Source organism: Devosia sp. Root413D1 (genome assembly GCF_001425235.1).
In the GTDB taxonomy this organism is placed as follows: Bacteria; Pseudomonadota; Alphaproteobacteria; order Rhizobiales; family Devosiaceae; genus Devosia_A.
Genome location: NZ_LMEA01000013.1, coordinates 68,913 through 90,705, shown reverse-complemented (window position 1 = coordinate 90,705; position 21,793 = coordinate 68,913). Strand labels below are relative to the sequence as shown.

The 21,793-nt window shown below is 65.0% G+C and carries 23 protein-coding genes and 1 tRNA gene; 13 read left to right on the top strand and 11 right to left on the bottom strand.

From position 1 onward, the window contains the following. The first annotated feature begins 5 nt into the window (after nt 1-5). On the top strand, nt 6-1,082 hold the full coding sequence (locus tag ASC89_RS25630) for a D-alanyl-D-alanine carboxypeptidase family protein (protein WP_056003341.1): 1,077 nt from the start codon (nt 6-8) through the stop codon (nt 1,080-1,082). Nucleotides 1,083-1,227: 145 nt separating this feature from the next. Here the strand turns inward: ASC89_RS25630 and ASC89_RS25625 are convergent, their stop codons facing one another. The 6 genes from ASC89_RS25625 to ASC89_RS25600 form a co-directional block, all read right to left on the bottom strand. Further along, nucleotides 1,228-1,485: a sulfurtransferase TusA family protein gene (locus tag ASC89_RS25625; RefSeq protein WP_056003338.1), complete on the bottom strand. Its 258-nt coding sequence runs from the start codon at nt 1,483-1,485 to the stop codon at nt 1,228-1,230. Continuing rightward, nucleotides 1,475-1,954 carry a CAP domain-containing protein gene (locus tag ASC89_RS28640; RefSeq protein WP_056003335.1) on the bottom strand — a complete coding sequence of 160 codons (480 nt, stop codon included), beginning with the start codon at nt 1,952-1,954 and terminating at the stop codon, nt 1,475-1,477. Before ASC89_RS28640 ends, ASC89_RS25625 begins: the two co-directional genes overlap by 11 nt. A gap of 49 nt (nt 1,955-2,003) precedes the next feature. Continuing rightward, nucleotides 2,004-2,080: transfer RNA gene (locus tag ASC89_RS25615), tRNA-Arg, on the bottom strand. An 87-nt stretch (nt 2,081-2,167) separates the two neighbouring features. Next, nucleotides 2,168-4,030 (bottom strand): hypothetical protein, encoded by a 1,863-nt coding sequence (locus tag ASC89_RS25610; RefSeq protein ID WP_156384779.1) that lies wholly within the window; start codon nt 4,028-4,030, stop codon nt 2,168-2,170. A 139-nt stretch (nt 4,031-4,169) separates the two neighbouring features. After that, nucleotides 4,170-5,018, bottom strand: coding sequence for a phosphoenolpyruvate hydrolase family protein (locus ASC89_RS25605; protein ID WP_056003329.1), 849 nt, complete (start codon nt 5,016-5,018; stop codon nt 4,170-4,172). 12 nt (nt 5,019-5,030) lie between these two features. Then, nucleotides 5,031-6,230, bottom strand: a complete 1,200-nt coding sequence (locus tag ASC89_RS25600) for a Tm-1-like ATP-binding domain-containing protein (protein ID WP_056003326.1) — start codon at nt 6,228-6,230, stop codon at nt 5,031-5,033. A 151-nt stretch (nt 6,231-6,381) separates the two neighbouring features. Between ASC89_RS25600 and ASC89_RS25595 the strand changes: the two genes are divergently transcribed. The 6 genes from ASC89_RS25595 to ASC89_RS25570 all read left to right on the top strand — a co-directional run bounded on the left by ASC89_RS25595 (nt 6,382) and on the right by ASC89_RS25570 (nt 11,943). Next, nucleotides 6,382-7,050 (top strand): GntR family transcriptional regulator, encoded by a 669-nt coding sequence (locus ASC89_RS25595; protein ID WP_056003323.1) that lies wholly within the window; start codon nt 6,382-6,384, stop codon nt 7,048-7,050. 165 nt (nt 7,051-7,215) lie between these two features. Beyond that, nucleotides 7,216-8,478, top strand: coding sequence for an ABC transporter substrate-binding protein (locus ASC89_RS25590; protein ID WP_056003321.1), 1,263 nt, complete (start codon nt 7,216-7,218; stop codon nt 8,476-8,478). 197 nt (nt 8,479-8,675) lie between these two features. Beyond that, nucleotides 8,676-9,623, top strand: coding sequence for a carbohydrate ABC transporter permease (locus ASC89_RS25585; protein WP_156384778.1), 948 nt, complete (start codon nt 8,676-8,678; stop codon nt 9,621-9,623). Beyond that, on the top strand, nt 9,620-10,450 hold the full coding sequence (locus tag ASC89_RS25580; RefSeq protein WP_055886503.1) for a carbohydrate ABC transporter permease: 831 nt from the start codon (nt 9,620-9,622) through the stop codon (nt 10,448-10,450). Before ASC89_RS25585 ends, ASC89_RS25580 begins: the two co-directional genes overlap by 4 nt. Nucleotides 10,451-10,453: 3 nt before the next feature. Further along, nucleotides 10,454-11,545 (top strand): Gfo/Idh/MocA family protein, encoded by a 1,092-nt coding sequence (locus tag ASC89_RS25575; protein WP_056003318.1) that lies wholly within the window; start codon nt 10,454-10,456, stop codon nt 11,543-11,545. A 17-nt stretch (nt 11,546-11,562) separates the two neighbouring features. Beyond that, nucleotides 11,563-11,943 (top strand): cupin domain-containing protein, encoded by a 381-nt coding sequence (locus ASC89_RS25570; RefSeq protein WP_055886497.1) that lies wholly within the window; start codon nt 11,563-11,565, stop codon nt 11,941-11,943. Nucleotides 11,944-11,977: 34 nt separating this feature from the next. Here the strand turns inward: ASC89_RS25570 and ASC89_RS28865 are convergent, their stop codons facing one another. Further along, nucleotides 11,978-12,991: a murein L,D-transpeptidase family protein gene (locus ASC89_RS28865; RefSeq protein ID WP_200940489.1), complete on the bottom strand. Its 1,014-nt coding sequence runs from the start codon at nt 12,989-12,991 to the stop codon at nt 11,978-11,980. Between the two features lie 12 nt (nt 12,992-13,003). Here ASC89_RS28865 and ASC89_RS25560 point away from each other — a divergent pair, with 12 nt between their 5' ends. Then, nucleotides 13,004-13,429 carry an OsmC family protein gene (locus ASC89_RS25560; RefSeq protein ID WP_055886495.1) on the top strand — a complete coding sequence of 142 codons (426 nt, stop codon included), beginning with the start codon at nt 13,004-13,006 and terminating at the stop codon, nt 13,427-13,429. Nucleotides 13,430-13,442: 13 nt separating this feature from the next. Here ASC89_RS25560 and ASC89_RS25555 read toward each other — a convergent pair whose 3' ends face one another. Continuing rightward, complete coding sequence (locus ASC89_RS25555; protein WP_055886491.1) at nt 13,443-14,153, bottom strand: hypothetical protein; 711 nt, start codon at nt 14,151-14,153, stop codon at nt 13,443-13,445. A 215-nt stretch (nt 14,154-14,368) separates the two neighbouring features. Between ASC89_RS25555 and ASC89_RS25550 the strand changes: the two genes are divergently transcribed. Together ASC89_RS25550 and ASC89_RS25545 are read left to right on the top strand one after the other, a co-directional pair. Continuing rightward, nucleotides 14,369-15,181 (top strand): thermonuclease family protein, encoded by an 813-nt coding sequence (locus ASC89_RS25550; protein ID WP_244488557.1) that lies wholly within the window; start codon nt 14,369-14,371, stop codon nt 15,179-15,181. Continuing rightward, nucleotides 15,178-16,644: a M48 family metalloprotease gene (locus ASC89_RS25545; protein WP_055886483.1), complete on the top strand. Its 1,467-nt coding sequence runs from the start codon at nt 15,178-15,180 to the stop codon at nt 16,642-16,644. Before ASC89_RS25550 ends, ASC89_RS25545 begins: the two co-directional genes overlap by 4 nt. A 235-nt stretch (nt 16,645-16,879) precedes the next feature. Here the strand turns inward: ASC89_RS25545 and ASC89_RS25540 are convergent, their stop codons facing one another. Beyond that, nucleotides 16,880-17,287 (bottom strand): DUF2177 family protein, encoded by a 408-nt coding sequence (locus tag ASC89_RS25540; protein WP_055886479.1) that lies wholly within the window; start codon nt 17,285-17,287, stop codon nt 16,880-16,882. 144 nt (nt 17,288-17,431) lie between these two features. Between ASC89_RS25540 and ASC89_RS25535 the strand changes: the two genes are divergently transcribed. From ASC89_RS25535 to ASC89_RS25525, 3 genes are read left to right on the top strand one after another with little or no spacing between them, the layout of a single operon-like run. Next, entirely contained in the window at nt 17,432-18,778 is a 1,347-nt protein-coding gene (locus ASC89_RS25535; protein WP_244488556.1) for an NAD(P)/FAD-dependent oxidoreductase, read from the top strand. After that, nucleotides 18,775-19,569: a DUF1365 domain-containing protein gene (locus tag ASC89_RS25530; RefSeq protein WP_056003312.1), complete on the top strand. Its 795-nt coding sequence runs from the start codon at nt 18,775-18,777 to the stop codon at nt 19,567-19,569. The genes ASC89_RS25535 and ASC89_RS25530 overlap by 4 nt, the downstream gene beginning before the upstream one ends. Then, nucleotides 19,566-20,348 carry a DUF1295 domain-containing protein gene (locus ASC89_RS25525; protein ID WP_082528492.1) on the top strand — a complete coding sequence of 261 codons (783 nt, stop codon included), beginning with the start codon at nt 19,566-19,568 and terminating at the stop codon, nt 20,346-20,348. The genes ASC89_RS25530 and ASC89_RS25525 overlap by 4 nt, the downstream gene beginning before the upstream one ends. A gap of 6 nt (nt 20,349-20,354) precedes the next feature. On the opposite strand, the gene ASC89_RS25520 is transcribed toward ASC89_RS25525, so the two are convergent. Both ASC89_RS25520 and ASC89_RS25515 read right to left on the bottom strand, forming a co-directional pair. Further along, nucleotides 20,355-20,765: an NUDIX domain-containing protein gene (locus tag ASC89_RS25520; protein WP_055886471.1), complete on the bottom strand. Its 411-nt coding sequence runs from the start codon at nt 20,763-20,765 to the stop codon at nt 20,355-20,357. Between the two features lie 148 nt (nt 20,766-20,913). Next, on the bottom strand, nt 20,914-21,474 hold the full coding sequence (locus ASC89_RS25515) for a CarD family transcriptional regulator (RefSeq protein ID WP_055886468.1): 561 nt from the start codon (nt 21,472-21,474) through the stop codon (nt 20,914-20,916). Nucleotides 21,475-21,793: the final 319 nt, after the last annotated feature.

Sequence of the window (21,793 nt, the reverse complement as noted above, 5' to 3'; positions counted from 1 at the left end):
GCGCCTTGCTCGCGCATCTTCGCCGGCGCATCGCCGCCAGCCTGTTGGTCATCCTCGCCACCCTCGGCATGACGCCCGCCTGGGCCAATCCGCTGCTGCTGGTCGATGCGAACACCTTTGAGGTGCTCTATGCCGAGGACGCGGGCGTGCCGTGGCATCCGGCGTCGCTCACCAAGCTGATGACCGCCTATGTGGCGTTCGCCGCCATCAAAGCCGGCACGGTCAACCTCGACACCAAGGTGAAAGTGTCAAAGAACGCCTGGAACCAGGCGCCGAGCAAATCCGGTCTCAAGGTCGGCGCTTCGGTGACGATGAAGGATGCGCTTTATATCCTCGTGGTGAAGTCGGCCAACGACATGGCGGTGGCGATTGCCGAGACGGTTTCGGGCTCGGTGCCGGCCTTCGTCGAGGAGATGAACGGCATGGCCACAGCGATGGGGCTCAGCGCCACGCATTTCGTCAACCCGCACGGGCTGCATAACGAAGGCCAGGTGACCTCGGCGCGCGATCTCGCCATCCTGGCGCTGATCCTCAGGCGCGATTTCCCAGAGTACCTGCCGATGTTCGGCACCGAAGCGGTGAAGCTGGGCAAGGCCAAGCTCGAATCCAACAACGGGCTGCTCGAACACTTCGCTGGCACCACCGGCATGAAGACCGGCTATGTCTGCGCCTCGGGCCTCAACATCGTCGCGACGGTGGAGCGCGGTGGTCGCTCGATGCTGGCGGTGGTGCTGGGCGGCTCCTCGGCGCGCGAGCGCAATGAGATGACGGCTGAGCTGTTCCTGCGGGGCCTCTCCGGGGCAGTGAACGGCACCGGCAAGAATGTGGTGCAGCTGAGCAATATCGATGAGCCGCCGGTGAATATGCGCTCGCAGATCTGCGGCAAGGAAGCCAAGGCCTATGTCAAAGAGCGCGAAGCGGCGTTCCCGATGGGGCTCAAGGGCCATCCGAGCTACCTGACCGACGAGATCGACGGGGTGACCTATGCCGCCACGGATCTGGGCATCGTCGTCGACGACGTGCCACTGCCGCGCCCACGCCCGACCTGGGCTCCAGCGGCGGTTGCGGAAGTGGCGAACTAGCGCATAAGGGGCGGCGCGTGGGGCACCCCCACCCAGCTTCGCTACAGGCCTACCGGCCCTAGCTGCGCTACCCTCCCCACAAGGGGGAGGGAGACGACAGACCCCAAGCCTGCAGTCGGGTCTCCCTCCCCATGATGGGGAGGGATCAAGGGTGGGGTGGGGCCGCTTGCTTGGGCGCCGCCTTCACGATCGCAAAGCGCATCACCTCGGCTTCCGAACTGACCTCACAGGTGTGGCCGCTCTGCCGGCAGTAGAGCGGGATATCGATCTTGGCCATCGGGTCGGTGGCGAGCACGATGAACGAAGCGCCTGCCGCCAGCTGCGACAGGCGCTTTTCCATTTTCAGCACCGGCAGCGGGCATTTCAGCCCGCGGCAGTCGATGATTTCAGCGTCAGTCGTCAAGCACCAGCACCCAATAGACGCCGTGCGACGAGTTGGGCTCGTAGGCGACGCCCAGGCCAGCGCGCTTGGCGGTGAAATCGGCGATCGCCGCGGCATCGGCCGGCACGGCGCGCCAGCCCGAAAACACCTCGGCAAAGGTGGTGTAGCCGGCGCTGAGCCGCATCGCCACGGCGCCCGGCGGCAGGGCCGGCTGTGCGCCGGTCTTGGCATAGGCGGTCGCCAGCGATTGGGCGGTGTTGTCGAGCACGGTGTCGCCGCGCACGTCGGCGGCGCCCTGAGCCCGGCGGAAATCGTTGAGCAGGAACAGCGCCTCGACGCGGTTCAGCTTGGCGCCCGGCTGGTTCATCGGCGCCGACAGGCCCGGCGACAGCTGGCCGCCACCACCACCCATCGAGCAGGCGGCGAGACCGGCGGCAAGCGCTCCGGCGAGTACGATGCGGACGAGGGCGGGATATCCCTTGAGGGTCATGGTCGGTCCTCCTTGTACGGCCGGGGAAGTCCGGCATGGCCTCATGCAGTGGTGACCCCGATGAGATTCGAACTCATGGCCTCAGGATTAGGAATCCTGCGCTCTATCCTGCTGAGCTACGGGGTCACTGGTTTGCGACATAGCAAATGCGGCGCTTCGGGGGAACCACCCGCGCGACGCTGACTGCGATGATGCTATCCGGTTCGGTCGTGCTCAATCCTCCGCACGCAGCGAGGGGTAGGCCAGGAACGAGACCGTCTGCGAGTTGGACAGGATGAGCACCGGCTTACCCGCCATGTGCATCACGTTCACGATGTCATGGCCTGAGACGGACAGGGCTTCATGGAAGATGCCGCCCTCGTTCAGAAACACTCTGGACGGGATCTCAAAACCCGATGCCGACCTGGCGATGATGTCCGGCACGCCGTTCTCCGCCTCGAATGCCCAGGCCCGACGCATCCAGACGTAATTGGCTTCGCTTTTGCTGACATAGACAGTTTCGGCCCCCGGGAAGTATGTCGCGGTCTCGTCCCGGAAGTTCCCGCTGCCGTCGTTCTTCAGGTACTGCAGCGAGTAGCCCTTGTAGAAGGGAGTGCTCACCATGAGAAGGTCATTGCCTGTGCTCTGTTCGGTCGAGATGCCTGAGATACTCGCAATCGCAGGACGCTCCGTACTTTTGGTCACAGGGCTCCATGCCGACGGCACAGATGGCTTCGGTAGTGCGATTTTCTCGCCCTTGCTGAAATTTCCATCGCCAGGGTTGAGGAACAACAGGCCTTTCTTGCTGCCCGTCATAAGGTCGGCCAGCTGATCCTGATTGACATCTACCAGCGCGGCGAGGCCATCGTATCGGAAGTTTTTCGGCACCCACTTGGACCTATCAGCCAGCCCGTCTGATGTGACCTGCCGATACTGCGTCGGCCCATCCTGCGCACTGTGGATCTTGGCCGCATAAATGCCGATCTCGCCGTTTGGGCCAACCACCCCGGCACTCAAGCCCTCGCCCCAGCCCCGCCTCTGCGTCAGCAGACGGCCGTAGTCCTCAAGCTTCCCCTCGCCGTTCAGAACTAGCAGGTTGTCGATTGCGCCAGTGGCCTTACGATTGTCCTGCCCGCCGTTGAGTATGTAAACGCTTGGCCTGCCGTCGACGAACGCTCCCAAAGCGACGTCATGCGGACCATCGGTGAAGGGGCGATCCCCCACAAAGGCGTCTTGGGACGTGTCTATGTAAGCAGCCAACTTCGGGTCGTATGCGAGGACCTGAATTGGAACGGGAAGGCCTGGCGAGATCGTCCACAAAACCATGAGATCCGGATAGTCGGGACCGGTGTGGGGGAGCGGAACGACCTCGCCGATGTAAGCGTCCTTCTTGGGAGCCGAGAAGTAGACCGGCACATCGATCGGCCCCGCCCCTTCTGAGGCTTTGGCATCTGTGTAGGCGAACTCCAGGGGAAGGCCCGGCGCCACGTAAGTTTCGATCTTGGTGATCTCGTCAGGCAGGCCGGAAATCTCCTCCAGGTGCTCCTCGTAGTTGAGGCAACGAGAAAGCGCTTCGGACTTCGCAGAGGGGTCCTTGGCCTGCTTATCGGCAATGAGCGGAAGAACGATCTGACCCTGCCGGTCGGTCTTGGCCAGATAGGTGGTGACCAGCATCTGGCCCGCGGGCCGAACGATCTTGAGATAGTCTGCGCCGTAGGACTGATAGCGCAACGTAATGTCTCCAGCCTCCCGCACGATGCCGTTGCTGCTGGTGCCGCCCGCTTTGGCAATGATGGTGTCGGTGGATACCGTCATCGGCGAAAGGGCGCCGGTATCCTTGTAGGTGCGAGACGTGCATTGCTTGTCCTTACAGACGTAGAGAACGCCGGTGCCGTTGAAGCACCCAGAAGGATTCGCGGAAAAAAAGCCGTTTAACAGCGCATCGCTTGCATGGGCAACAGTGCCGCCAAGCAGCACAAGCATCCCCGCACGTGCGGCCGCCACGGCAGCACGCCCCAACTTCCTATTGCCCGACATGTCTCCCCCGATCGGCAGTTCGCAGCGCCATTGTGTTGAAAGCTCTCTTGCAATCATCACTCTATGTGGCTGCAGCGGTCGACACTATTTGCTGGGCGCGGGCCCGGGTAAAGCAAAATGTCGATCGCAGCGTGCAGACAAGTCAGTCGGTCCGCCCGCACCTGAGCAGTGAGCATCGAGGGAAGTCTCTTCTCCGCCGCTACACGCGCGATCGCCGGCTGACGCGTAGCGAGGTGAAGTCTTCGACCTGCCCGGCGATGGCGGTTTCGGTGGGCAACCGCTCCATCGAGCTCGCGCCGTAGAAGCCGTGACACATCTCCGCCCGCTCCAGCACATAGCGGGCGTCGTCGGGCATGGCGATGGGGCCGCCGTGGCAGAGGACGATGACGTCATCGCGCACGGCGCGGGCGGCGGCGGACCAGGCGTCGATCTTTTCGATGCAGTCGTCGAGGGTTAGCGCGGTTTCGGCGCCGATTGAGCCGCCGGTGGTGAGGCCGAGGTGGCAGACGATGATGTCGGCGCCGGCTTTGGTCATCGCCACGGCGTCGTCGCTGGAGAAGACGTAGGGCGTGGTCAGCATCTGCTTTCTCGCCGCGCGCTCGATGATCTCGACCTCGAGGGCATAGCTCATGCCGGTTTCCTCCAGGTTGGCGCGGAAGGTGCCGTCGATCAGTCCGACGGTGGGGAAATTCTGGATGCCGGAGAAACCCAGCTGCTTCAGTTCATCGAGGAACTTGTCGGGGATCAGGAATGGGTCGGTGCCGTTCACACCCGCCAGGACTGCAGTGTGGCGGACCACGGGGAGGACTTCGTGGGCCATTTCGACGACGATGTCGTTGGCGTTGCCATAGGCCATCAGGCCGGCGAGCGAGCCGCGGCCGGCCATGCGGTAACGGCCGGAATTGTAGATTACGATCAGGTCGATACCGCCGGCTTCCTCGGCCTTGGCGCTCAGGCCCGTGCCGGCGCCGCCGCCGATGATCGGCGTACCCTGGGCGATCTTCCGGCGCAGTTTGAGGAGGATGTCTTCTTGAGAAAGTCTGGTCATGGGGCTCGGGTCTCAGGCTGGAGAAAGGTCCCGGAAGTTCGCCACCAGCGCGGCAGCGAATTCGGGGTCATTGATGTGGAGGTCGAGTTCGATCAGTTGCCGGTTGGGCGCCGCCTGCCAGGCCGAGCGGATGGTGTCGAAAAGCATGCGGTCGGCCGCGGGGTCGTGGAACGGCTGGCCGGGAGCATCGATGGCCGAGACGCCGCGCAGGGGGAGGAGGAACCGCACCGGTCCTTCCATGCGGTTGAGGCGCGAGACGATGAATTCGCCAATCTGGCGGTTCTCGTCGGGGGTGGTGCGCATCAGGGTGACCTGGGCGTTGTGGACATGTAGCTGCCGGCCCTGGAACTGGGGTGGGACAGTTTCCTTTGCGCCGAAATTGACCATGTCGACGGCGCCGACCGAGCCGACATAGGGCAGGCGGGTACGGATCACTGCGCCGAAGCGGTCTTCGGTGGCGGGGAAGACCCCGCCGACGAGGAGATCCGGCACCTCGGTGGTGGTGACGTCGATCACCCCGGCGACGAGGCCTGAATCGGCAAGCTTTTCCATCGATTGCCCGCCGGTGCCGGTGGCGTGGAAGGTGTAGACCTCGTGCGTCGCCTCCATCGCCTCGCGCGCATAGGTGACGCATTGGGTGGTGACGCCGAACATGGTCATCCCCAGCCCCGGCTTGTCGGCGCCTGAGACAGGGGCGGCGGTGAGCGCCATGCCGGCGGCAGCGTGCGCGGCATTGCCGATCACCCGGCGCGAGATGGCGTTGAGCCCGGCGATATCGACCACCGAGTACATCATGGTGAGGTCGTTCGGCCCGACATAGGGCGCGGTGTTGCCCGAGGCGACAGTCGAAACCATCAACTTCGGCACCCCGATCGGCAGGGTGCGCATCGCCTCGGTGACTAAAGCGGTATTGCCGGTGCCGCCGAGGCCGAGCACGGCGCCGATATCGTCGCGGCTCGCGAGATAGCGACTCAATGCCCGGGCCATGGCCGACACCGCCTTGCCGCGATCGGTGAGGCCGAGCACGGCGCTCGAGCCTTCCGGATGGTGCGTCGCGACCACGCTTGCCGCCACATCGGCGCCGACGCCCACCCCTTGCGTGCCGACATCGACGAGCACCGGTTCGGCACCCGCCGCTCGCACTCGCTCGGCGGCGTAATGCAGTTCCGGACCCTTCGTGTCCATGGTTCCAACCACGTAGACCTTTGTCATTTCCTCCCACTTTCCGGGCTTCTTGACCCTTCAGACGCGGCTTGTCGCCGCTGTTTCGTATGCAATAGCCATATCGTGCATTTTCCATATTGTATATTCTTGCAATGATTGTATACAAATGCGCATCGGACAACGAGGCCGCGACGACGCAATGAACGACATCCGCCACCTGACCCTGCGCGAGCGCATCTATGAGGAAATCGTCCGGATGATCGTCTCGGGCGAGCTGCCCTCCGGCGCACCGCTCGACGAGAAGGCGCTGACTGAAAAGCTGCAGGTGAGCCGGACGCCGTTCCGCGAGGCGCTGGGGACGCTCAGCAAGGAAGGGCTGATCGAGATCAAGCCGTATCGCGGCTTCTTCGTCCGCAGCTTCTCGAAGAAGGAAACCGAGGACCTCTACGAGCTCAGGAAGACCCTCGAGTGCTTTGCGGTCGAACTGGCGGTGCCGCAGATGAGCGACCGGCACATCGCCAATTTCGAACGCATCCTCGATGAAGCCGTCGCTGCGCTGAAAGCCGACGACATGGTGGCTTATGGCCAGGCCGACCGCGAGTTCCACGAGACCATTGCCGAGCTTTCCGGCAATGCCGCGCTGATCGAAACGCTGAGCCGGCTGGCGCTGCAGATCCAGATCGGCCGCACCATCGCCAATGAGAGCCACACCTTTGCCGAGGACGCGGCGCGCGAGCGCGACGACATCCTCGCCGCCTTCCGCCGCCGGGACATCAAGACCGCGGCGGCGCTGATGCACGCTCACATTTCCGACGTGCAGCGCACCGTGCTGGCGCGCTTCGAGGAGGTGAAGCCGGCGCGGCGCTGAGAAGCCGAGCCGAGACCGCGGTGCGCTTGGCGCCCCTCACCCTGGCCCTCTCCCCAGAGGGGACGAGGGAACGCGAGGGGGCTGCGCCGGTGAGACACTAACGGGCATCCGCCCGCAACCAATGACGATGCCGGTCAACCGGCGCGCCTAATGAGGAGGACCACCATGTTGAGACGAACCCTGATGGCTTCGGCCGTGGCGCTTGCTGCCGCCGGACTGCTCGCCGTGCCGACCCTGGCTGAGGCGCAGACCCTGACGGTCTGGGCCACCGACCAACTCGCCGACCCGCTGGTCGCCGAGGTGTGGAACAAGCTGAAGGCCGATTTCGAGGCCGCCAACCCGGGCGTCACCGTCGAGTACATGCCGCCCACCGGCACCATCTCGAACGGCGCCGTACAGGCCGCCATCCAATCCGATGCCGGCCCCGACGTGCTGCTCACCAATTCGGGCATCGGCCGCGTCACCACGGTGGTCAACGCCAAGCTGATCGCGCCGCTCACCGCGCACTACGCGGACATGGGCTGGAAGGACAAGATCTTCCCCTGGCTCTATGAGATCCTCGGCAGCCAGTTCGGCGGCGAGATCTACGAGGTGCCGGATGGCATCGACGCCATCGGGCTCTGGTACCACAAGGACCTGTTCGCCGAGAACGGCTGGACCATCGGCGGTAGCTGGGCCGATTTCGAAGCGCTGCTGCAGAAGATCAAGGACAAGGGCCTCGAGCCGCTGGCCGTCGGCCCGCGCAACAATGCCAATGGCGGCCACCTGATGGGCAATTTCCTGCAGGCCGCGGCAGGCACGACGGTGATGGGCGAGGTGGTGACGGCCAAGAAGTCGTGGAGCGATGCCGAGCCGCTGCTCGGCGCGCAGCGCGTCGTCGACTTCGCCAAAAAGGGTTACGTCAGCGCCCAGATGGCGGGGCTGGACCTCGAGGCGGCAACGCGGCTCTGGACCAACAAGCGCGCCGCGATCTTTTTCGGCGGGCCGTGGTTCATCAACAATGCCCGGAAGAACGAGTACCCGATCGACAATATGGGCTTTGCCACCATCCCGAGTGACCTCGCGGGCGAGAGCAAGCCGACCGGCGGCATCGGCTGGAGCTGGATGATCCCGGTCAGTTCCAAGCAACCCGAACTCGCCGCCAAGTGGATCGACTACATCCTCTCCGACGAGGTGATGCGCTTCAGGGCCGAGCACAAGACCGGCACGCAGATCTCGCCGCGCGCCATGCCCGAGCTGAAACCGGCGGTGCCGGTGATGGCCGAGGTGTTCGCGGCGGCGGCCAATGGGGTGGGCTTCAACCCGTCGGTCTACATGCCCGGCGCAGCGCTCGACACCTACTTCCAGGTGATCCAGGGCCTGATCGGCGGCCAGGTCTCGGCCGAGGACGGCATGGCGCAGATCCAGGCGAAGATCCCGGCGCTGTAATACGGATGCTTCGGCTCCGTCGCCTTCTCCCCTTGTGGGAGAAGGTGCCCGAAGGGCGGATGAGGGGTTTCTCTCCGCGAACTCAGTCGCCTTCGTTTCACTCAGGTCGCGCGACACTTCGTGTCACGGACCCCTCATCCGGCCTATCGGCCACCTTCTCCCACAAGGGGAGAAGGCCCGACTGAGAGACCTGGCCAATGACCAGACTGACCACCACAGCCGATCCCGCGGACCTCCGCGCGCCTGCCGCCACTCGCCGACGCCGTGCCGATGGGGCGCGTGACGGGTTCGGGGCGGCCTTCGTGCTGATGCTGCCGGCGATCGCGCTTTATGCACTGTTCAGCCTGACGCCGATCCTCCTAACCATCTGGATCAGCTTCACCAATTCGGGCGGCTTCAACACCGAGGCGAATTTCGTCGGCTTCGACAATTACCTTCGTGCCACCGAGGACCCGATCATCTGGCCGAGCCTCGGCCGCACCTTCCTGTGGCTGTTCTACCATGTGGTGCTGGCCGGCGGGCTGGGGTTGGCGCTGGCGCTGGCGATCGGCCGGCTGAGCCGCACGCGGGTGTTCTTCCGCACCGCGTTCTTCCTGCCGCACCTCGTCTCGCTCGCGGTCGTGGGGGTGATCTGGGCCAATATCTACGACCCGTTCTATGGCCTTATCAACACGGCGCTGACCCAATGGGGGCTCGCCGGCTGGGCCAAGGGCTGGTTGAGCGACCCGCTGCTGGTGCTGTTCTCGGTGAATGTCGCGAGCTCCTGGCAGGGCTTCGGGCTCTACATGCTGCTGTTCATCGCCGGGCTGCAGAACATCGACGGTACGCTCTACGAGGCGGCCGAGATCGATGGCGCCAACGCTCTGCAAAAACTCTGGAACGTGACGCTGCCAGGCCTAAGCGAGGTGATGACCTTCGTGTTGTCGCTCGCCATGATCAACGGGCTCAAGGGCTTTGCCACGGTGTTCGTGATGACCAATGGCGGGCCGTTCTACGCCTCGGAAATCATAACCACCTACATCTATCGGCTCGCCTTCCAGGCGCAGGATCATGGGCTTGCCGCGGTGCTCTGCATCCTGATGAGCGTGCTTGCCATCACCATCACCGTTGCCTTCAACCGCTGGCGCGCGAGGAAATCGTCATGAGCAGACGCAAACCCGCCGAATGGCCGATGGTGGCGCTGCTGCTGCCGGTGTTCGCCATTATCCTGGGGCCGTTCCTGTGGCTCGTCACCTCGAGTTTGAAGACCGAGGCGGAGATCGGACGCGGCGATCCGTTCGCGCTGCCCAAACAGCTGATGTGGCAGAACTACGCCGATGCCTGGAATATCGGCGGCTTCGGCTCCTTGATCGGCAACAGCCTGATCAATGTGGCGGGCGTGGTGGTGCTGACCCTCATCGTCTGCGCCCCGGCCGGCTATGCGCTGGCCAAGATCCGCTTTGCTGGCCGCGAGTGGACCTTCTACGCCTTCATCTTCGGGCTCACGATCCCGATCCAGGCGATCATCATTCCGCTCTACCAGGTGCTGTTCAACCTTGGGTTGATCAACTCGATGGCCGGCGTGGTGCTGGCGCAGGTTGCGAATGGCATCCCGTTCGGGCTGTTCCTGATGCGGAGCTTCTTTCTCGGCGTGCCGAACGAGTTGAGCGAAGCGGCGAGGATCGATGGGGCCAACCATTTCCAGATCCTCACCCGAGTGTTCCTGCCGCTGTCGCAGCCGGCCATCTCGGCGCTGCTGATCATCTCGGCGCTGTCGACCTGGAACGATTTCTTCCTACCGCTGGTGGTGCTGATCAGCCCCGGCAACCAGACCCTGCCGCTCGGCCTCGTGCGGTTCGCGTCGACCTATTCCACCGATTTCCGGCTGGTGTTCTCGGGCACCGTGATCACCTTCCTGCCGGTCATCATCCTCTACATCCTGACCCAGAGGCGCTTCACCGAAGGCCTCACGCAAGGCGCATTGAAAGGCTGAGTTATGCCGCACCACGTTCCGCGGGAGATCCGCTACAATTTCGAGTACGAGCGGCGGCTCAAGGCCTGCTTCATCGGGGCGGGCGGCCATGCCTATCGCAATGTCTACCCGACCTTCCGCTATGCGCCGGTCGACCTCGTCGCCATCTGCGATCTTTCGAAGGACCGCGCCGATGGCTTCGCGCGGGTGTTCGGGGCCGAGCGCACCTATACCGACCACCAGGCGATGCTCGCGGCCGAAAAGCCCGACGTGGTGTTCATCGTCACCAGCTACACCAGGGATGGGCACGTGCAGGCGACGCAACTGGCCAAGGACGTGGTCGAAGCCGGCGCCCATGTGTGGATGGAAAAGCCGACGGCGGCGAGCCGGGCGGAGGTCGAAGAGCTGATCGCGGTGTCGAAGCGCACCGGCAAGAACATCATGACCGGGCTGAAGAAGACCTTCTTTCCCGCCATCGAGAAGCTCAAGGATATCGTCACGGCGCCGGAATTCGGCCGCCTGACCTCGCTGGTGGTGCGCTACCCGCAGGCGCTGCCGGCGCCCGACAAGCGGGGCGACCTCGTCGCCATGCAGTCGGTGATCGACCACATCTACCACCCGGGCGCGATCATCAGCTTTCTCGCCGGCGAGATCGAGCGGGCAAGCTTCGAGTGGGCCGAACCGACCGGCGCCACCATTGCCAGCCTCAAGTTCAAGTCGGGCGCCATCGGGGCGCTGCATTTCAGCGCCGGCCAGAGCTGGGGCGGGCCGCTCGAGCGGGTCGAGGCGATCGGCGAGGGTAGCCACGCGGTGGTCGAGAACGGCGTGAAGCTGACGCATTACCGCAAGGCCAAGCTCCCGAGCTATGGCCGGGCCTCGAGCTGGATCCAGCCCGAGGAGAGCGCCACGGTGGTGTATGAGCCCGAATTCTCGCTTGGCCAGCTCTACAACAACAACATGTTCACGCTGGGCTATGTGCCCGAAGTGCTGCATTTCTGCGAGGCGGTGCTGGAGGGGCGGGCGGTGAGCAAGGGGACGCTCGAGACGGCGCTCGACATCATGAAGCTCTACGACTTTTACGCCACGACGCCGCATGGCGTTTCGGCAGCGGTCTGAGCGCAGGGAGCCAGGCGATGACGATCGAGACGTTCGTTGCCCGCGCCGCCGATGGCGAGCGGGTCAATACCGGCTGGGGCGAGCTCAACTGGAAGATCACCGACAAATCGATGGCGGGGACCGAGATGACCTTCGGCACCTGCTTCATCAAGCCGGGGGAGCGTAACCCGCTGCACTCGCACCCCAATTGCGAGGAGTTCCTCTACGTGGTCTCGGGATCGTGTGAGCATAAGCTGGGTGAGGAGACGGTGATGCTGGGCGCCGGCGACATCATCCGCATCCCGCAGGATGTGCGGCACTGGGCCAGGGCGGTCGGCACGGAACCGGTGTTCGCGCTGATCATGTTCTCGACCGGCAAGCGGCAGGCGGTGGATCACGAGGGCGGCGGCGTGGCGTGACCTTGTCGCCCTCGCCGCAGTGCTGGTCGCCGCCTTAAGAGAACGCCGGATTGCCGGCGGCGACGGCGAGGTCGGCAGTGCTCGGGGCAGCCGCGTCGGCCGGGCAGGCGCCCAGCGGGTCGTTGGGGAGGCTGGTGGTGCCGGCATTGAAGACATAGCGGCCGCCGCAGGTCCCGACAGCTGCCGGCCGCTGCGTCTGAGCCAGTACGTCGTAGCCCTCTTTGAGATTGCGCCAGAATGCGATGTTGGGGTTCGTGGCGTGCCGGGTCAGGTTGGCCTCGGTCATGCGGAACGGATAGAGTTCCAGCTTGAAGCTCGGATTGCCGCCGGCAAAGCTCTCGCGCGCCAGGGCATAGATTTCCTTCATCTGCTCGTCGGTCATGGCGTAGCAGCCGACCGATTTGCAATCGCCATGGATCATCAGGTTGGTGCCGCTGCGGCCCTGGGCGCGGTCGAGCCGGTTGGGGAAACCGGTGTTGAACGAGAGGTAATAGCTGGATTTGGGGTTCATCATCCCCGGCGTCACCTCATAAAAGCCTTCGGGCGACTGGTAGTCGCCTTCCTTGACCTTCGGCCCCAGTTCACCGGACCATTTGCAGATGGCATAGGTCTTGAACAGGCGATAGCTGCCGCGGCTGTCGGGCTTCCAGACTTCGAGCTCCGAGCTCTCCTTGAAGACGCGCACCAGCATCGGCGCGGCGGGCGTGGTGTCGAGCGCCGCCAGCACGCTGACCGTGCGGGCGGAAAGCGGCTGCTTGTCCTTGGTGAGGCCGCCCAATGACGAGCAGCCGGCAAGGACGAAGGTCAGCAACAGAACGGTCAGCAGGGCAGGCACGGGGGATTTACGCATGGCACTCTCGATCACTCGCGGCAGAGGATAGAGGCGGATGGTTACCCAGCCCTTGCCAGCGGCAATATCGGCGCCGCCGCCGGCCTGGAACCCTCCGCAGCAGAGGCCGTTGATGCGGCGGCTCGGACGGCTCGTGGCCGGGCTGGCAAGCGGGGTCACCGAAGCGCTAGTCTCGCGCCCGCCAATGATCGAAACCAATGGAGTTTTCTGATGAAGCGTACTGCCACCGCCAACTGGAAGGGAACGTTGCAGGAGGGGACCGGCACGCTCGATGTGCTGAGCGGCGCTTTCGCGGGCCTGCCCTACACCTTCAAGGGACGCTTCGTCGACGAAAGCGGCCAATCGGGCACCAACCCGGAAGAGCTGATCGCGGCGGCGCATTCGGGCTGCTTTGCCATGCAGTTCAGCGCCTTCCTCGCCGCCAACGGCACCACGGCCGAGAACCTCAAGGTCACCGCGGCGGTCGAGCTCATTCCCGGTACCGGCATCGTCGGCAGTGCGCTGACAGTCGAGGGCAAGGTGCCGGGGATCGATGCGGCGAAGTTCCAGGAACTGGCCGAGAAGGCCAAGGCCGAGTGCCCGGTGTCGCGGGCGCTCGGCGCCATCAAGGTGACGCTGGACGCGCGCCTGGTCTGAGCCAGCCGAGAGGTCAGGCGTGGCGCCAGTCGGGCCACGCCGCCATCGAATGCACGCGACGGGTGTGGTGGCCTTCCTCGCCGAAGGGCGCCACTTCCCATTTCCAGCGCAGGCCGCTGCGCGGCACAGGGCGACCGTGCAGCAGGTCGGCAGTGTCGAGCATCACGCCGTGCCGGTTGAACACGCGATAATCGAGATCGGTCACCAGCGTTGCGGGGCAGGGGAGGATGGCGAGCTTGTCGAGATGGCCGTCGACCACCTGCCGCTCTGCTCCCGGCGCGGCGCGCGCCAGCTGGCTGACGAGGCTCAGCGAGATCACCCAGTCGAGATCATCGATCGCTTCGAGGAAGTCGAGGGCGCCAGGATTGCTCGCCGTCGACAGGTCGCGCCATTGGCGCTCGACATTGGGATAGCGGTCGATCCGCTGGCCGACGGTCGAAAGGTGGATACGGTCGACGAGGATCACGCGCTTGAAGGTACGGCAGAGCGATTCGACCGGCACATCGAACAGCGGGCCGGAGCCGAGCACCACCACGGTGCGACGCGCGGTCAGGTCGTCGATGGTGGTGTCGATCAGGCCGCGGGAGTTGGCCAGATGCGGAGCCCAGGCGCGGGTCTGGCGCTGGCCGCGGGCCCACAGGCCCACCGCCTCGCTCAGATGCGAACGGAACGCCGGCGGCGTCGGGCGATAGCTCGCAGCATAGACGAAGAGTTCGGCGAGCATCGGTCAGGGGTCCGGCAGCAGAATCGGCGTGATCCTAAAGCACGCCGCCGTTTCCTCGAAACGGTGACCTGCTGCAAGCGGTTGAACTATCACGCTGCCGAATCACTCCTGAGGAGAAGTGGCCAAGGTGCAACATTCGTCGTCGTGCCGCCGCGAGATGGAAGAATTTCGCCGCAATTTCGTGCAGTTTGCCATGTCGTCGGATGGGGCCAAACTTGCTTGCCTTCAATGTGCTCAGATTTGCTGCGGCTGCGGTGTTCGTCGCCATGCCGTTGAGCGCCCTTGCCATGGGCTGTGACGGGCTGGTCGACGGCCCCAAAGGCACGGTCATGTCGGTGACCGACGGCGACACGGTGGTGCTCGATACCGGTGTGGTGGTTCGCCTGATCGGCACGCAGGCGCCCAAGCTGCCGCTGGGGCGTGAGGGTTTCGAGACCTGGCCGAAGGCTGAGGAGGCGCGGCTGGCGCTGGAAGCGCTGACGCTCGGCAAACGGGTTGCGGTGCGCCATGGCGGCGAGCAGGTCGACCGGCACGGCCGGACGCTGGGGCAGTTATTCGTCGTCGATACGCCCGAGCTCTGGGTGCAGCAGCGGATGATCGCCGACGGCTGGGCGCGGGTCTACTCATTCCCCGATAATCGTGCATGTCTGCCACAGTTGCTCAGTGCCGAAGGCTCGGCGCGGCTGATGAAGCTTGGCATCTGGGCCGATCCCTACTATCTCGTGCGGCGGGCGGACCGGCCGGCTGAACTGGCTGGGCGCCTGGGTCACTACGAGCTGGTGGAGGGTCGGGTGCTTCTCGCCGACGAGGCGCAGGGGCGCATCTACCTGAATTTTGGCCGATCGTGGAAAGAGGACTTCACCGCCGTACTTGAGCGGTCAGCGGTCCAGCTGTTTTCGCGGTCCGGTCTCGACCCCCTTAAGCTCGAGGGTGCCCTCGTGCGGATCAGAGGCTGGGTGGATGACGTCGATGGCCCGCGGGTCGAAGTCACCCATCCAGAGCAGATAGAGGTTCTCCTCGCTCCATGAAGTCGCGTTCGATGATCACGGCGCTCGGCGCCCCGCTCGCAGCAGCACTCCTCGCAGTGCTTGCCGCCTGCTCGAGCCTGCCCGGGGTCACGACGACCCGCACCGAGGGGCAGAACGCGCCGATCGTCGCGTCCGACGATCCGGAGGAAGACGCGATCGGGGCACGCGAGCATCCGCGCATCGTCGCCTCCTATGGTGGCATCTATTCGGACCGCCAGGCCGAGATCATGATCGCGCGGATCGTCGGGCGGCTGCTTGCCGCCGCCGACCAGCCGAACCAGAAATTCACCGTCACTATTCTCGATACCGCCGAGGTCAACGCCTTTGCGCTGCCGGGCGGCTATGTCTATGTCACCCGCGGCATCCTGGCGCTCGCCTCCGATACCTCGGAAATCGCGGCCGTGCTGGCGCACGAGATCGCGCACGTGACGCTGAAGCATGCCCGCGCCCGCACCAACCGGGTGCGTACCAACGAGATCGTCGACAAGGTGGTGACCGGCGTGTTCGGCGCCGATACCGCCACCGACCAGGCGTCGAACCGCTCGAAGATGTCGCTGGCGGCGTTCAGCCAGCAGCAGGAACTGGCCGCCGACAAGGAGGGCATTTTGACCTCCGGCCGCGCCGGTTACGACCCGCACGCGGCGGCGCGCTTCCTCGGCGCCATGGGCCGGTTCGCGCATTTCTCGGCCGGCGATGCCGACCAGGAAGGCGATTTCCTCTCCTCGCACCCCTCGACCCCAGATCGCGTCCAGAAGGCGATCGAGACGGCGCGCGCCTTCTTCGGCGCCCCGGGCCTGGGCGAAACGGCGCGTGATGGCTACATGGCCGGCATCGAAGGGCTCGCCTTCGGCGACAGCCCGGCGCAGGGCGCCGTGGTCGGCCGCCGCTATATCAATCCGACGCTGAAGTTCACCTTCGAGGTGCCGCAGAACTATACGCTGCAGATCTCGAAGGGCGCCGTCGTCGGTGTTGCCGGCGAGGGCGAGGCAGTGCGCTTCGACAGCGCCGAGGTGCCGGCGTCGATGGGGCTCGAGGATTATCTGAAGTCCGGCTGGATCGCCGGGCTGCAGCCCGCGACGGTGAAACGCGAGAGCGCCAACGGCTTCGAGATGGCGACGGGCGTCGCCGTCACCCCGCAGTGGAATTTTCGCGTGGCCGTGGTGCGGCATGATGGGCGAGTTTATCGCTTCATCTTTGCCGCCAAGTTCGACAACCCGGCTTTCACCAAAGCCGCCGAAGCGACGCTGAAGAGCTTCCGGGCGGCGACCGCCAAGGACCTTGGACTGGTCAAGAAGCTGGTGGTCCGCACCGTCACTGCCGGCAACGTCGATACGGCGGACTCGCTGGCGCGCCGGATGAGCGGGCTCAGTCGCGGCACCGACCTGTTCTACATCCTCAACAACCTCTACCCGGGCGACACGCTGGTGGCGGGGCAGAAGTACAAGATCGTCACGGTCGAGTAGGCGACGGGGCGGTTTGCTGAGAAGCGGTTGTTTCTAACCCAGTGGTTAGCCTCGAGCTCTCCCTCCCCACCGGCTGTCATCCCAGCGAAAGCTGGGACCCACTCATCCGCTTGCGCCAGCTGAACGTTGGGTCCCAGCTTTCGCTGGGATGACACCGAGTTTGGGGCGTTTGCGGTGGTACGAACACCGCCGCCCGGCGGTCATTTGATGACACCGTAGATCTGTAGAGGGCGCCTCAGCCCGGCAGCAACCAGCGTACCGCCCAGTAACCGCCGAGCGCGGTGACGGCGGTGAGGGCGGTGCCCCAGGCGACGTCGATCAGGCTGAGGCTCAGCGGCCAGTTGCGCAGGGTCGAGAGGTTGGTGAAGTCGTAGGTGCCGTAGGCGACAAGGCCGAGCAGCGCACCGAAGCCCAGCGCCGCCAGCCAGCTGCGCGCTTCGAGCGCCGGCAGGATGGCGAAGACCAGCACTCCGACAAGGTAGAGCAGGTAGAACACTCCGGCTACCGCCAGGTTGGGCCGCTCTGCGAGGAGACTGCCCAACTGCGGCTGGTAGAGGCGTGGCACCATGGTGGTGAGCCAGAGCGCATCGAGCGCCAGCATAGTGATGGCGGCTCCGGCATAGGCGACGACGAAAGGTGGCATGCGGCGGTCTCCAGAGCCGGCTGAGCCGGAAGTAACGGGCCGAAACCGCCAACTGTTTCACCCGCCAGAGTTTTTTGCCGCGCCTGAAACAATTCGCGCCCGCGACCCGTAGTTCCTCCCATCGGCAGCGGATAGGAAATTCAGGTGCGGCATCTCCACCAAGACCAGGCACGGGCGTCGGGACGGCGCATTGCAATCATCGGCGCGGGCATTGCCGGGCTATCGGCGGCCTGGCTGCTGAGCCGGCGGCACGAGGTGGTGCTGTATGAGGCCAATGGCTGGCTCGGTGGGCATGCCAACACCGTCGATGTGGAGTGCCCGGAAGGACCGGTCGCCGTCGATACCGGCTTCATCGTTTACAACCCCGGCAACTACCCAAACTTCACCGCGCTGCTCGAGCACCTCCAGGTCGCAAGCGTCGATTCCGACATGTCGCTCGGGGTGTCGGTGGGCGACGGGCGGGTCGAATATTCCAGCCGGCCGTTCGGGCTGTTCGGGCAGAAACGCAACCTGGTCAACCCGCGGTTCTGGCGGATGATTGCCGATATCGTAAAGTTCTACGAAGTGACGCGTGGGCTCGACGAGCGCGCCATGGAGGCCATCTCGCTGGGTGAGTTCCTCGATAGCGGCGGCTGGTCGCGGGCGCTGGTCGAGGAGCATGTGCTGCCGATGTGCGCGGCGATCTGGTCGACCACCTCGGAGCAGATGCGGCACTACCCGATGCGCTCCTTTCTCCGTTTCTTCACCAGCCACGGGCTGCTGCAGGTCACCAGGCGGCCGCAATGGCGCACCGTGCTCGGCGGCAGCCGCAGCTATGTCGACGCGCTGCTGGCCGATATCGGCACCGCCATGCAGCGCCGCCCGGGCGCCACCCGGGTCAGCCGCACGGGCGGGCTGGTGTTCGTCAACGACGTCGCGGGCGGGCGCGAGGTGTTCACCGACGTGGTGATCGGCGCCCATGCCGACCAGGCGCTGGGGCTGCTCGACGATGCTTCCGACGACGAGCAGGCGGTGCTCGGCGCCTTTCGCTACACCCCCAATGTCGCGGTGTTGCACGATGACCCGGCGCTGATGCCGCGGCGCCGGTCGGTCTGGGCCAGCTGGAACTATATCGGTTCGGACGATGCCCGCGCCGACCGGCCGCTTTGCGTCAGCTACTGGATGAACCACCTGCAATCGCTGCGCACCCGCCGGCAGCTGTTCCTGACGCTGAACCCGTCGCGGCAGCCGCGGCCCGAGAGCGTCATCCGCAGTTTCGAATACACCCACCCGCTGTTCGATCACGCGGCGCTGGCAGCGCAGGATCAGCTGTGGCGGCTGCAGGGGGTGCGCAACACCTGGTTCTGCGGCAGCTATTTCGGCTACGGTTTTCACGAGGACGCGCTGCAATCGGGCCTGGCGGTCGCCGGCCAGTTTGGCGTTAACCCGCCCTGGGCGGCGCAGCGCAGCCGTATTGCTGTGGCGCCGGCCGTGCTGGAAACGGCCCTGTGAGGTCGGCGCTGTATCGCGGCTCGGTCGCCCATACCCGGCTCAGGCCGAAGCGCCATAGCCTTGGCTACAAGGTGTTCTGCCTGCTGCTCGACCTCGACGAGCTCGATGAGCTTGCCGGTCGGTTTGCGCTGCTTCGCATTGAGCGCGGCGGCCTGTTCAGCTTTCGGCAAGCCGATCACGGCGATGGCCGCTCATCGCTCAGGGACTGGGCGACCGAGCGGTTGGCGGAGGCTGGTATCGGCTATGATGGCGGCCGGATCGAACTGCTGTGCTATCCGCGCCTCTTCGGCTTCGTCTTCAACCCGCTGAGTGTTTACTTCTGCCATCGGCAGGACGGGCGGCTCGCCGGGGTTCTCTACGAGGTGCACAATACCCATGGCGAGCGCCACACCTATGCGCTGCCGGCCAGTGGTGGCGAGCGGGTGGTGCGGCATGCGGCCAGGAAGCAGTTCTTCGTTTCGCCCTTCATGCCGATGGATTGTACCTATCGCTTTCGCATCACCGCGCCCGGGGAGCGGGTCGGCATCTCGATCCTCGAAGACGATGCCGAGGGGCTGCTGCTCACCGCCAGTTTCCACGGACGGCGCGAAGAGCTGTCGAACCAGGCCCTGTGGCGGGCCTTTGCCGGCTACCCGCTGATGACGCTGAAGGTGGTCGCCGGCATCTATTGGGAAGCGCTGAAGCTGATCGCCAAGGGGGTGCCGTTCTTCCACTGGTCGCCGGCGCGGCAGCGGATTGCGTCGGGGACGGTGAGGGTCTCCGAGCGGCGTGTGCCGGAGCAGGTTGAATGATCAGCGGCACCGCGATCGTTATCGCGGCGGTGTTGCTGTCATCGGTGATGGCGCTGGCCTGGTGGGTGGTGGTCAGCTCGGGGCGCTCCGGCTGGGCCGACACGTTCTGGAGTTATGGCACCGGGCTGGTTGGCGTCGTCGCCGTGTGGTGGTCCGCGGTCGGCATGATGACCGGCCGGACGCTGCTGGTGATGGCGCTGCTGGCGCTCTGGTCCCTGCGGCTCGGCACCCATATCGCGCGCCGCACCCTCAGTGGTGGCGATGATCCGCGCTATGCGGAGTTGCGCCGCGGCTGGGGCGAGCGCTATCGGAGCCAGCTGTTCGTGTTTCTCTACATCCAGGGCGCGGCGGCTTTGGTGCTGGTGGTTGCGGCACTCGCGGCTTCAGCGAACCCAGCACCGCTGGGCCTTGGCGACGCTCTCGGGGTGGTCATTGCGCTGCTGGCGATCGCCGGTGAAGCAGTGAGCGACGCGCAACTCAGGGCGTTCAAGGCCGATCGGGCCAATGCCGGGCGGGTCTGCGATCTCGGGCTATGGTCGCTTAGCCGGCACCCGAACTACTTCTTCGAGTGGCTGTACTGGCTGGCCTACATCCCAATCGGCGTCAGCCTCGCCTATCCCTGGGGCTGGCTGACGCTGCTGGCGCCGGCGATGATGTACTGGTTGCTGGTGCATGTTTCGGGTGTTCCGCCGCTCGAGGCGCATATGCTGCGTTCGCGTGGCGACCGCTTCCTCGCCTACCAGGAGCGCGTCCGGGCGTTCTGGCCGATCCCGAAGTAGCGGGGCTCAGCGGCTGCGGAGATAGGCCGGCAGGATGTGATGGCGCGACAGTGTCGCGAGCTCAAGCTCGCCCAGGTCAGCCGGGTCGACCCACAGGGCTTCCTCGATCTCGGCCTGCGGAGCGGGGGTCGACTGGATACTGAGCCAGAACGCCTCCGCCACCACCATGGCGTCTGTCTCATGTGCCGCCGGAGCCGCAAAGCGGCCGAGATAGTGGGCAGTGGCCGGATCGACGGCGAGGCCAAGTTCTTCGTGCACCTCGCGCTGCAGCGCCGCCAATGGCGCTTCACCCGGCTCGAGCTTGCCGCCCGGCTGCATGAACACGTCGGTGCCGCGCTTGCGCACCAGCAGGACGCGGCCATCGGGGCCGACAAGCACAGCAGCGGCGATGAAGATCTGTCGCGGTCTGGCAGTCATGGAATCACCCCCCGAGACCGGCAGTTTGCCGCCAACCTCGCCCTCGGTCACCAGCGCAGCGACGGCAGGCTGCTGGCGCTCTCAGGTGCACAAACGAAAAGGGCCGGCATTGCTGCCGGCCCCTTTGAATTGGTGGTTGCTGCCGCGATCAGGCCGCTTCTTCGGCGTCGGCGGCGTCCGACTTCGGACCGCGGCGCGGCGACTTGGCGAGGTTCTTCTCGATCAGCTGCACAGCCTCGGTGAGGGTGAGCTTGTTGACGGCCGAAACCTCGCGGCTCATCCGGTCCATCGCCTGCTCGAACAGCTGGCGTTCCGAGTAGGACTGCTCGGGCTGGTCGTCGGAGCGGAACAGGTCGCGCACCACTTCCGAGATGGCGATCAGGTCGCCGGAATTGATCTTGGCTTCGTATTCCTGGGCGCGGCGCGACCACATGGTGCGCTTGACGCGGGCGCGGCCGGTGACGGTCTCCAGCGCCTTCTTGACCTCATCCTCTTCGGCGAGCTTACGCATGCCGACCGACTTGATCTTGGCGACGGGAACGCGAAGGGTCAGTTTATCCTGCTCGAACGAGATGACGAACAGCTCGAGGGTCAGCCCCGCGACCTCCTGTTCCTCGATCGAGGTGATGAGGCCGACGCCATGCGCCGGATAGACGATGTACTCGCCCGTCTTGAATCCAAGCCGCTGCTGAGGCTTCTTGGTGACCATAGAGGATACTCCTATTAACGCCGCCGCCGGACAGCTCTTCGCGGAGAGGCCGTCCTGTTGTTGCTGGTTCGCCCGTCCGAATAGATAAGCAAAAACCCTTCGCGCACTCTTCCGGTCCGCGCGACCGGATGACTGCAGCCCCATTATTGCTGGTGTCAAAAAAAAGGGTGCCTAGTGGCACGCATTGGATGACGGGCAAGCTCCATTCGTTTGAGGAGCGTAGCACAAAATTTCAGCAAAATCAAAAGTTGCGAATCAAGACCGCCGGGAGCCGGTCAGCTTCCGGGCCCAAGCGGTTCATCGGCATGGCAAACCGGCG

What these genes read in the sequence shown, in the direction of transcription:
- ASC89_RS28640 (WP_056003335.1), bottom strand. Translation starts at nt 1,954, where the DNA reads ATGACCCTCAAGGGATATCCCGCCCTCGTCCGCATCGTACTCGCCGGA.
- ASC89_RS25605 (WP_056003329.1), bottom strand. Translation starts at nt 5,018, where the DNA reads ATGACCAGACTTTCTCAAGAAGACATCCTCCTCAAACTGCGCCGGAAG.
- ASC89_RS25600 (WP_056003326.1), bottom strand. Translation starts at nt 6,230, where the DNA reads ATGACAAAGGTCTACGTGGTTGGAACCATGGACACGAAGGGTCCGGAA.
- ASC89_RS25595 (WP_056003323.1), top strand. Translation starts at nt 6,382, where the DNA reads ATGAACGACATCCGCCACCTGACCCTGCGCGAGCGCATCTATGAGGAA.
- ASC89_RS25590 (WP_056003321.1), top strand. Translation starts at nt 7,216, where the DNA reads ATGTTGAGACGAACCCTGATGGCTTCGGCCGTGGCGCTTGCTGCCGCC.
- ASC89_RS25585 (WP_156384778.1), top strand. Translation starts at nt 8,676, where the DNA reads ATGACCAGACTGACCACCACAGCCGATCCCGCGGACCTCCGCGCGCCT.
- ASC89_RS25580 (WP_055886503.1), top strand. Translation starts at nt 9,620, where the DNA reads ATGAGCAGACGCAAACCCGCCGAATGGCCGATGGTGGCGCTGCTGCTG.
- ASC89_RS25575 (WP_056003318.1), top strand. Translation starts at nt 10,454, where the DNA reads ATGCCGCACCACGTTCCGCGGGAGATCCGCTACAATTTCGAGTACGAG.
- ASC89_RS25570 (WP_055886497.1), top strand. Translation starts at nt 11,563, where the DNA reads ATGACGATCGAGACGTTCGTTGCCCGCGCCGCCGATGGCGAGCGGGTC.
- ASC89_RS25560 (WP_055886495.1), top strand. Translation starts at nt 13,004, where the DNA reads ATGAAGCGTACTGCCACCGCCAACTGGAAGGGAACGTTGCAGGAGGGG.
- ASC89_RS25555 (WP_055886491.1), bottom strand. Translation starts at nt 14,153, where the DNA reads ATGCTCGCCGAACTCTTCGTCTATGCTGCGAGCTATCGCCCGACGCCG.
- ASC89_RS25545 (WP_055886483.1), top strand. Translation starts at nt 15,178, where the DNA reads ATGAAGTCGCGTTCGATGATCACGGCGCTCGGCGCCCCGCTCGCAGCA.
- ASC89_RS25540 (WP_055886479.1), bottom strand. Translation starts at nt 17,287, where the DNA reads ATGCCACCTTTCGTCGTCGCCTATGCCGGAGCCGCCATCACTATGCTG.
- ASC89_RS25525 (WP_082528492.1), top strand. Translation starts at nt 19,566, where the DNA reads ATGATCAGCGGCACCGCGATCGTTATCGCGGCGGTGTTGCTGTCATCG.
- ASC89_RS25520 (WP_055886471.1), bottom strand. Translation starts at nt 20,765, where the DNA reads ATGACTGCCAGACCGCGACAGATCTTCATCGCCGCTGCTGTGCTTGTC.
- ASC89_RS25515 (WP_055886468.1), bottom strand. Translation starts at nt 21,474, where the DNA reads ATGGTCACCAAGAAGCCTCAGCAGCGGCTTGGATTCAAGACGGGCGAG.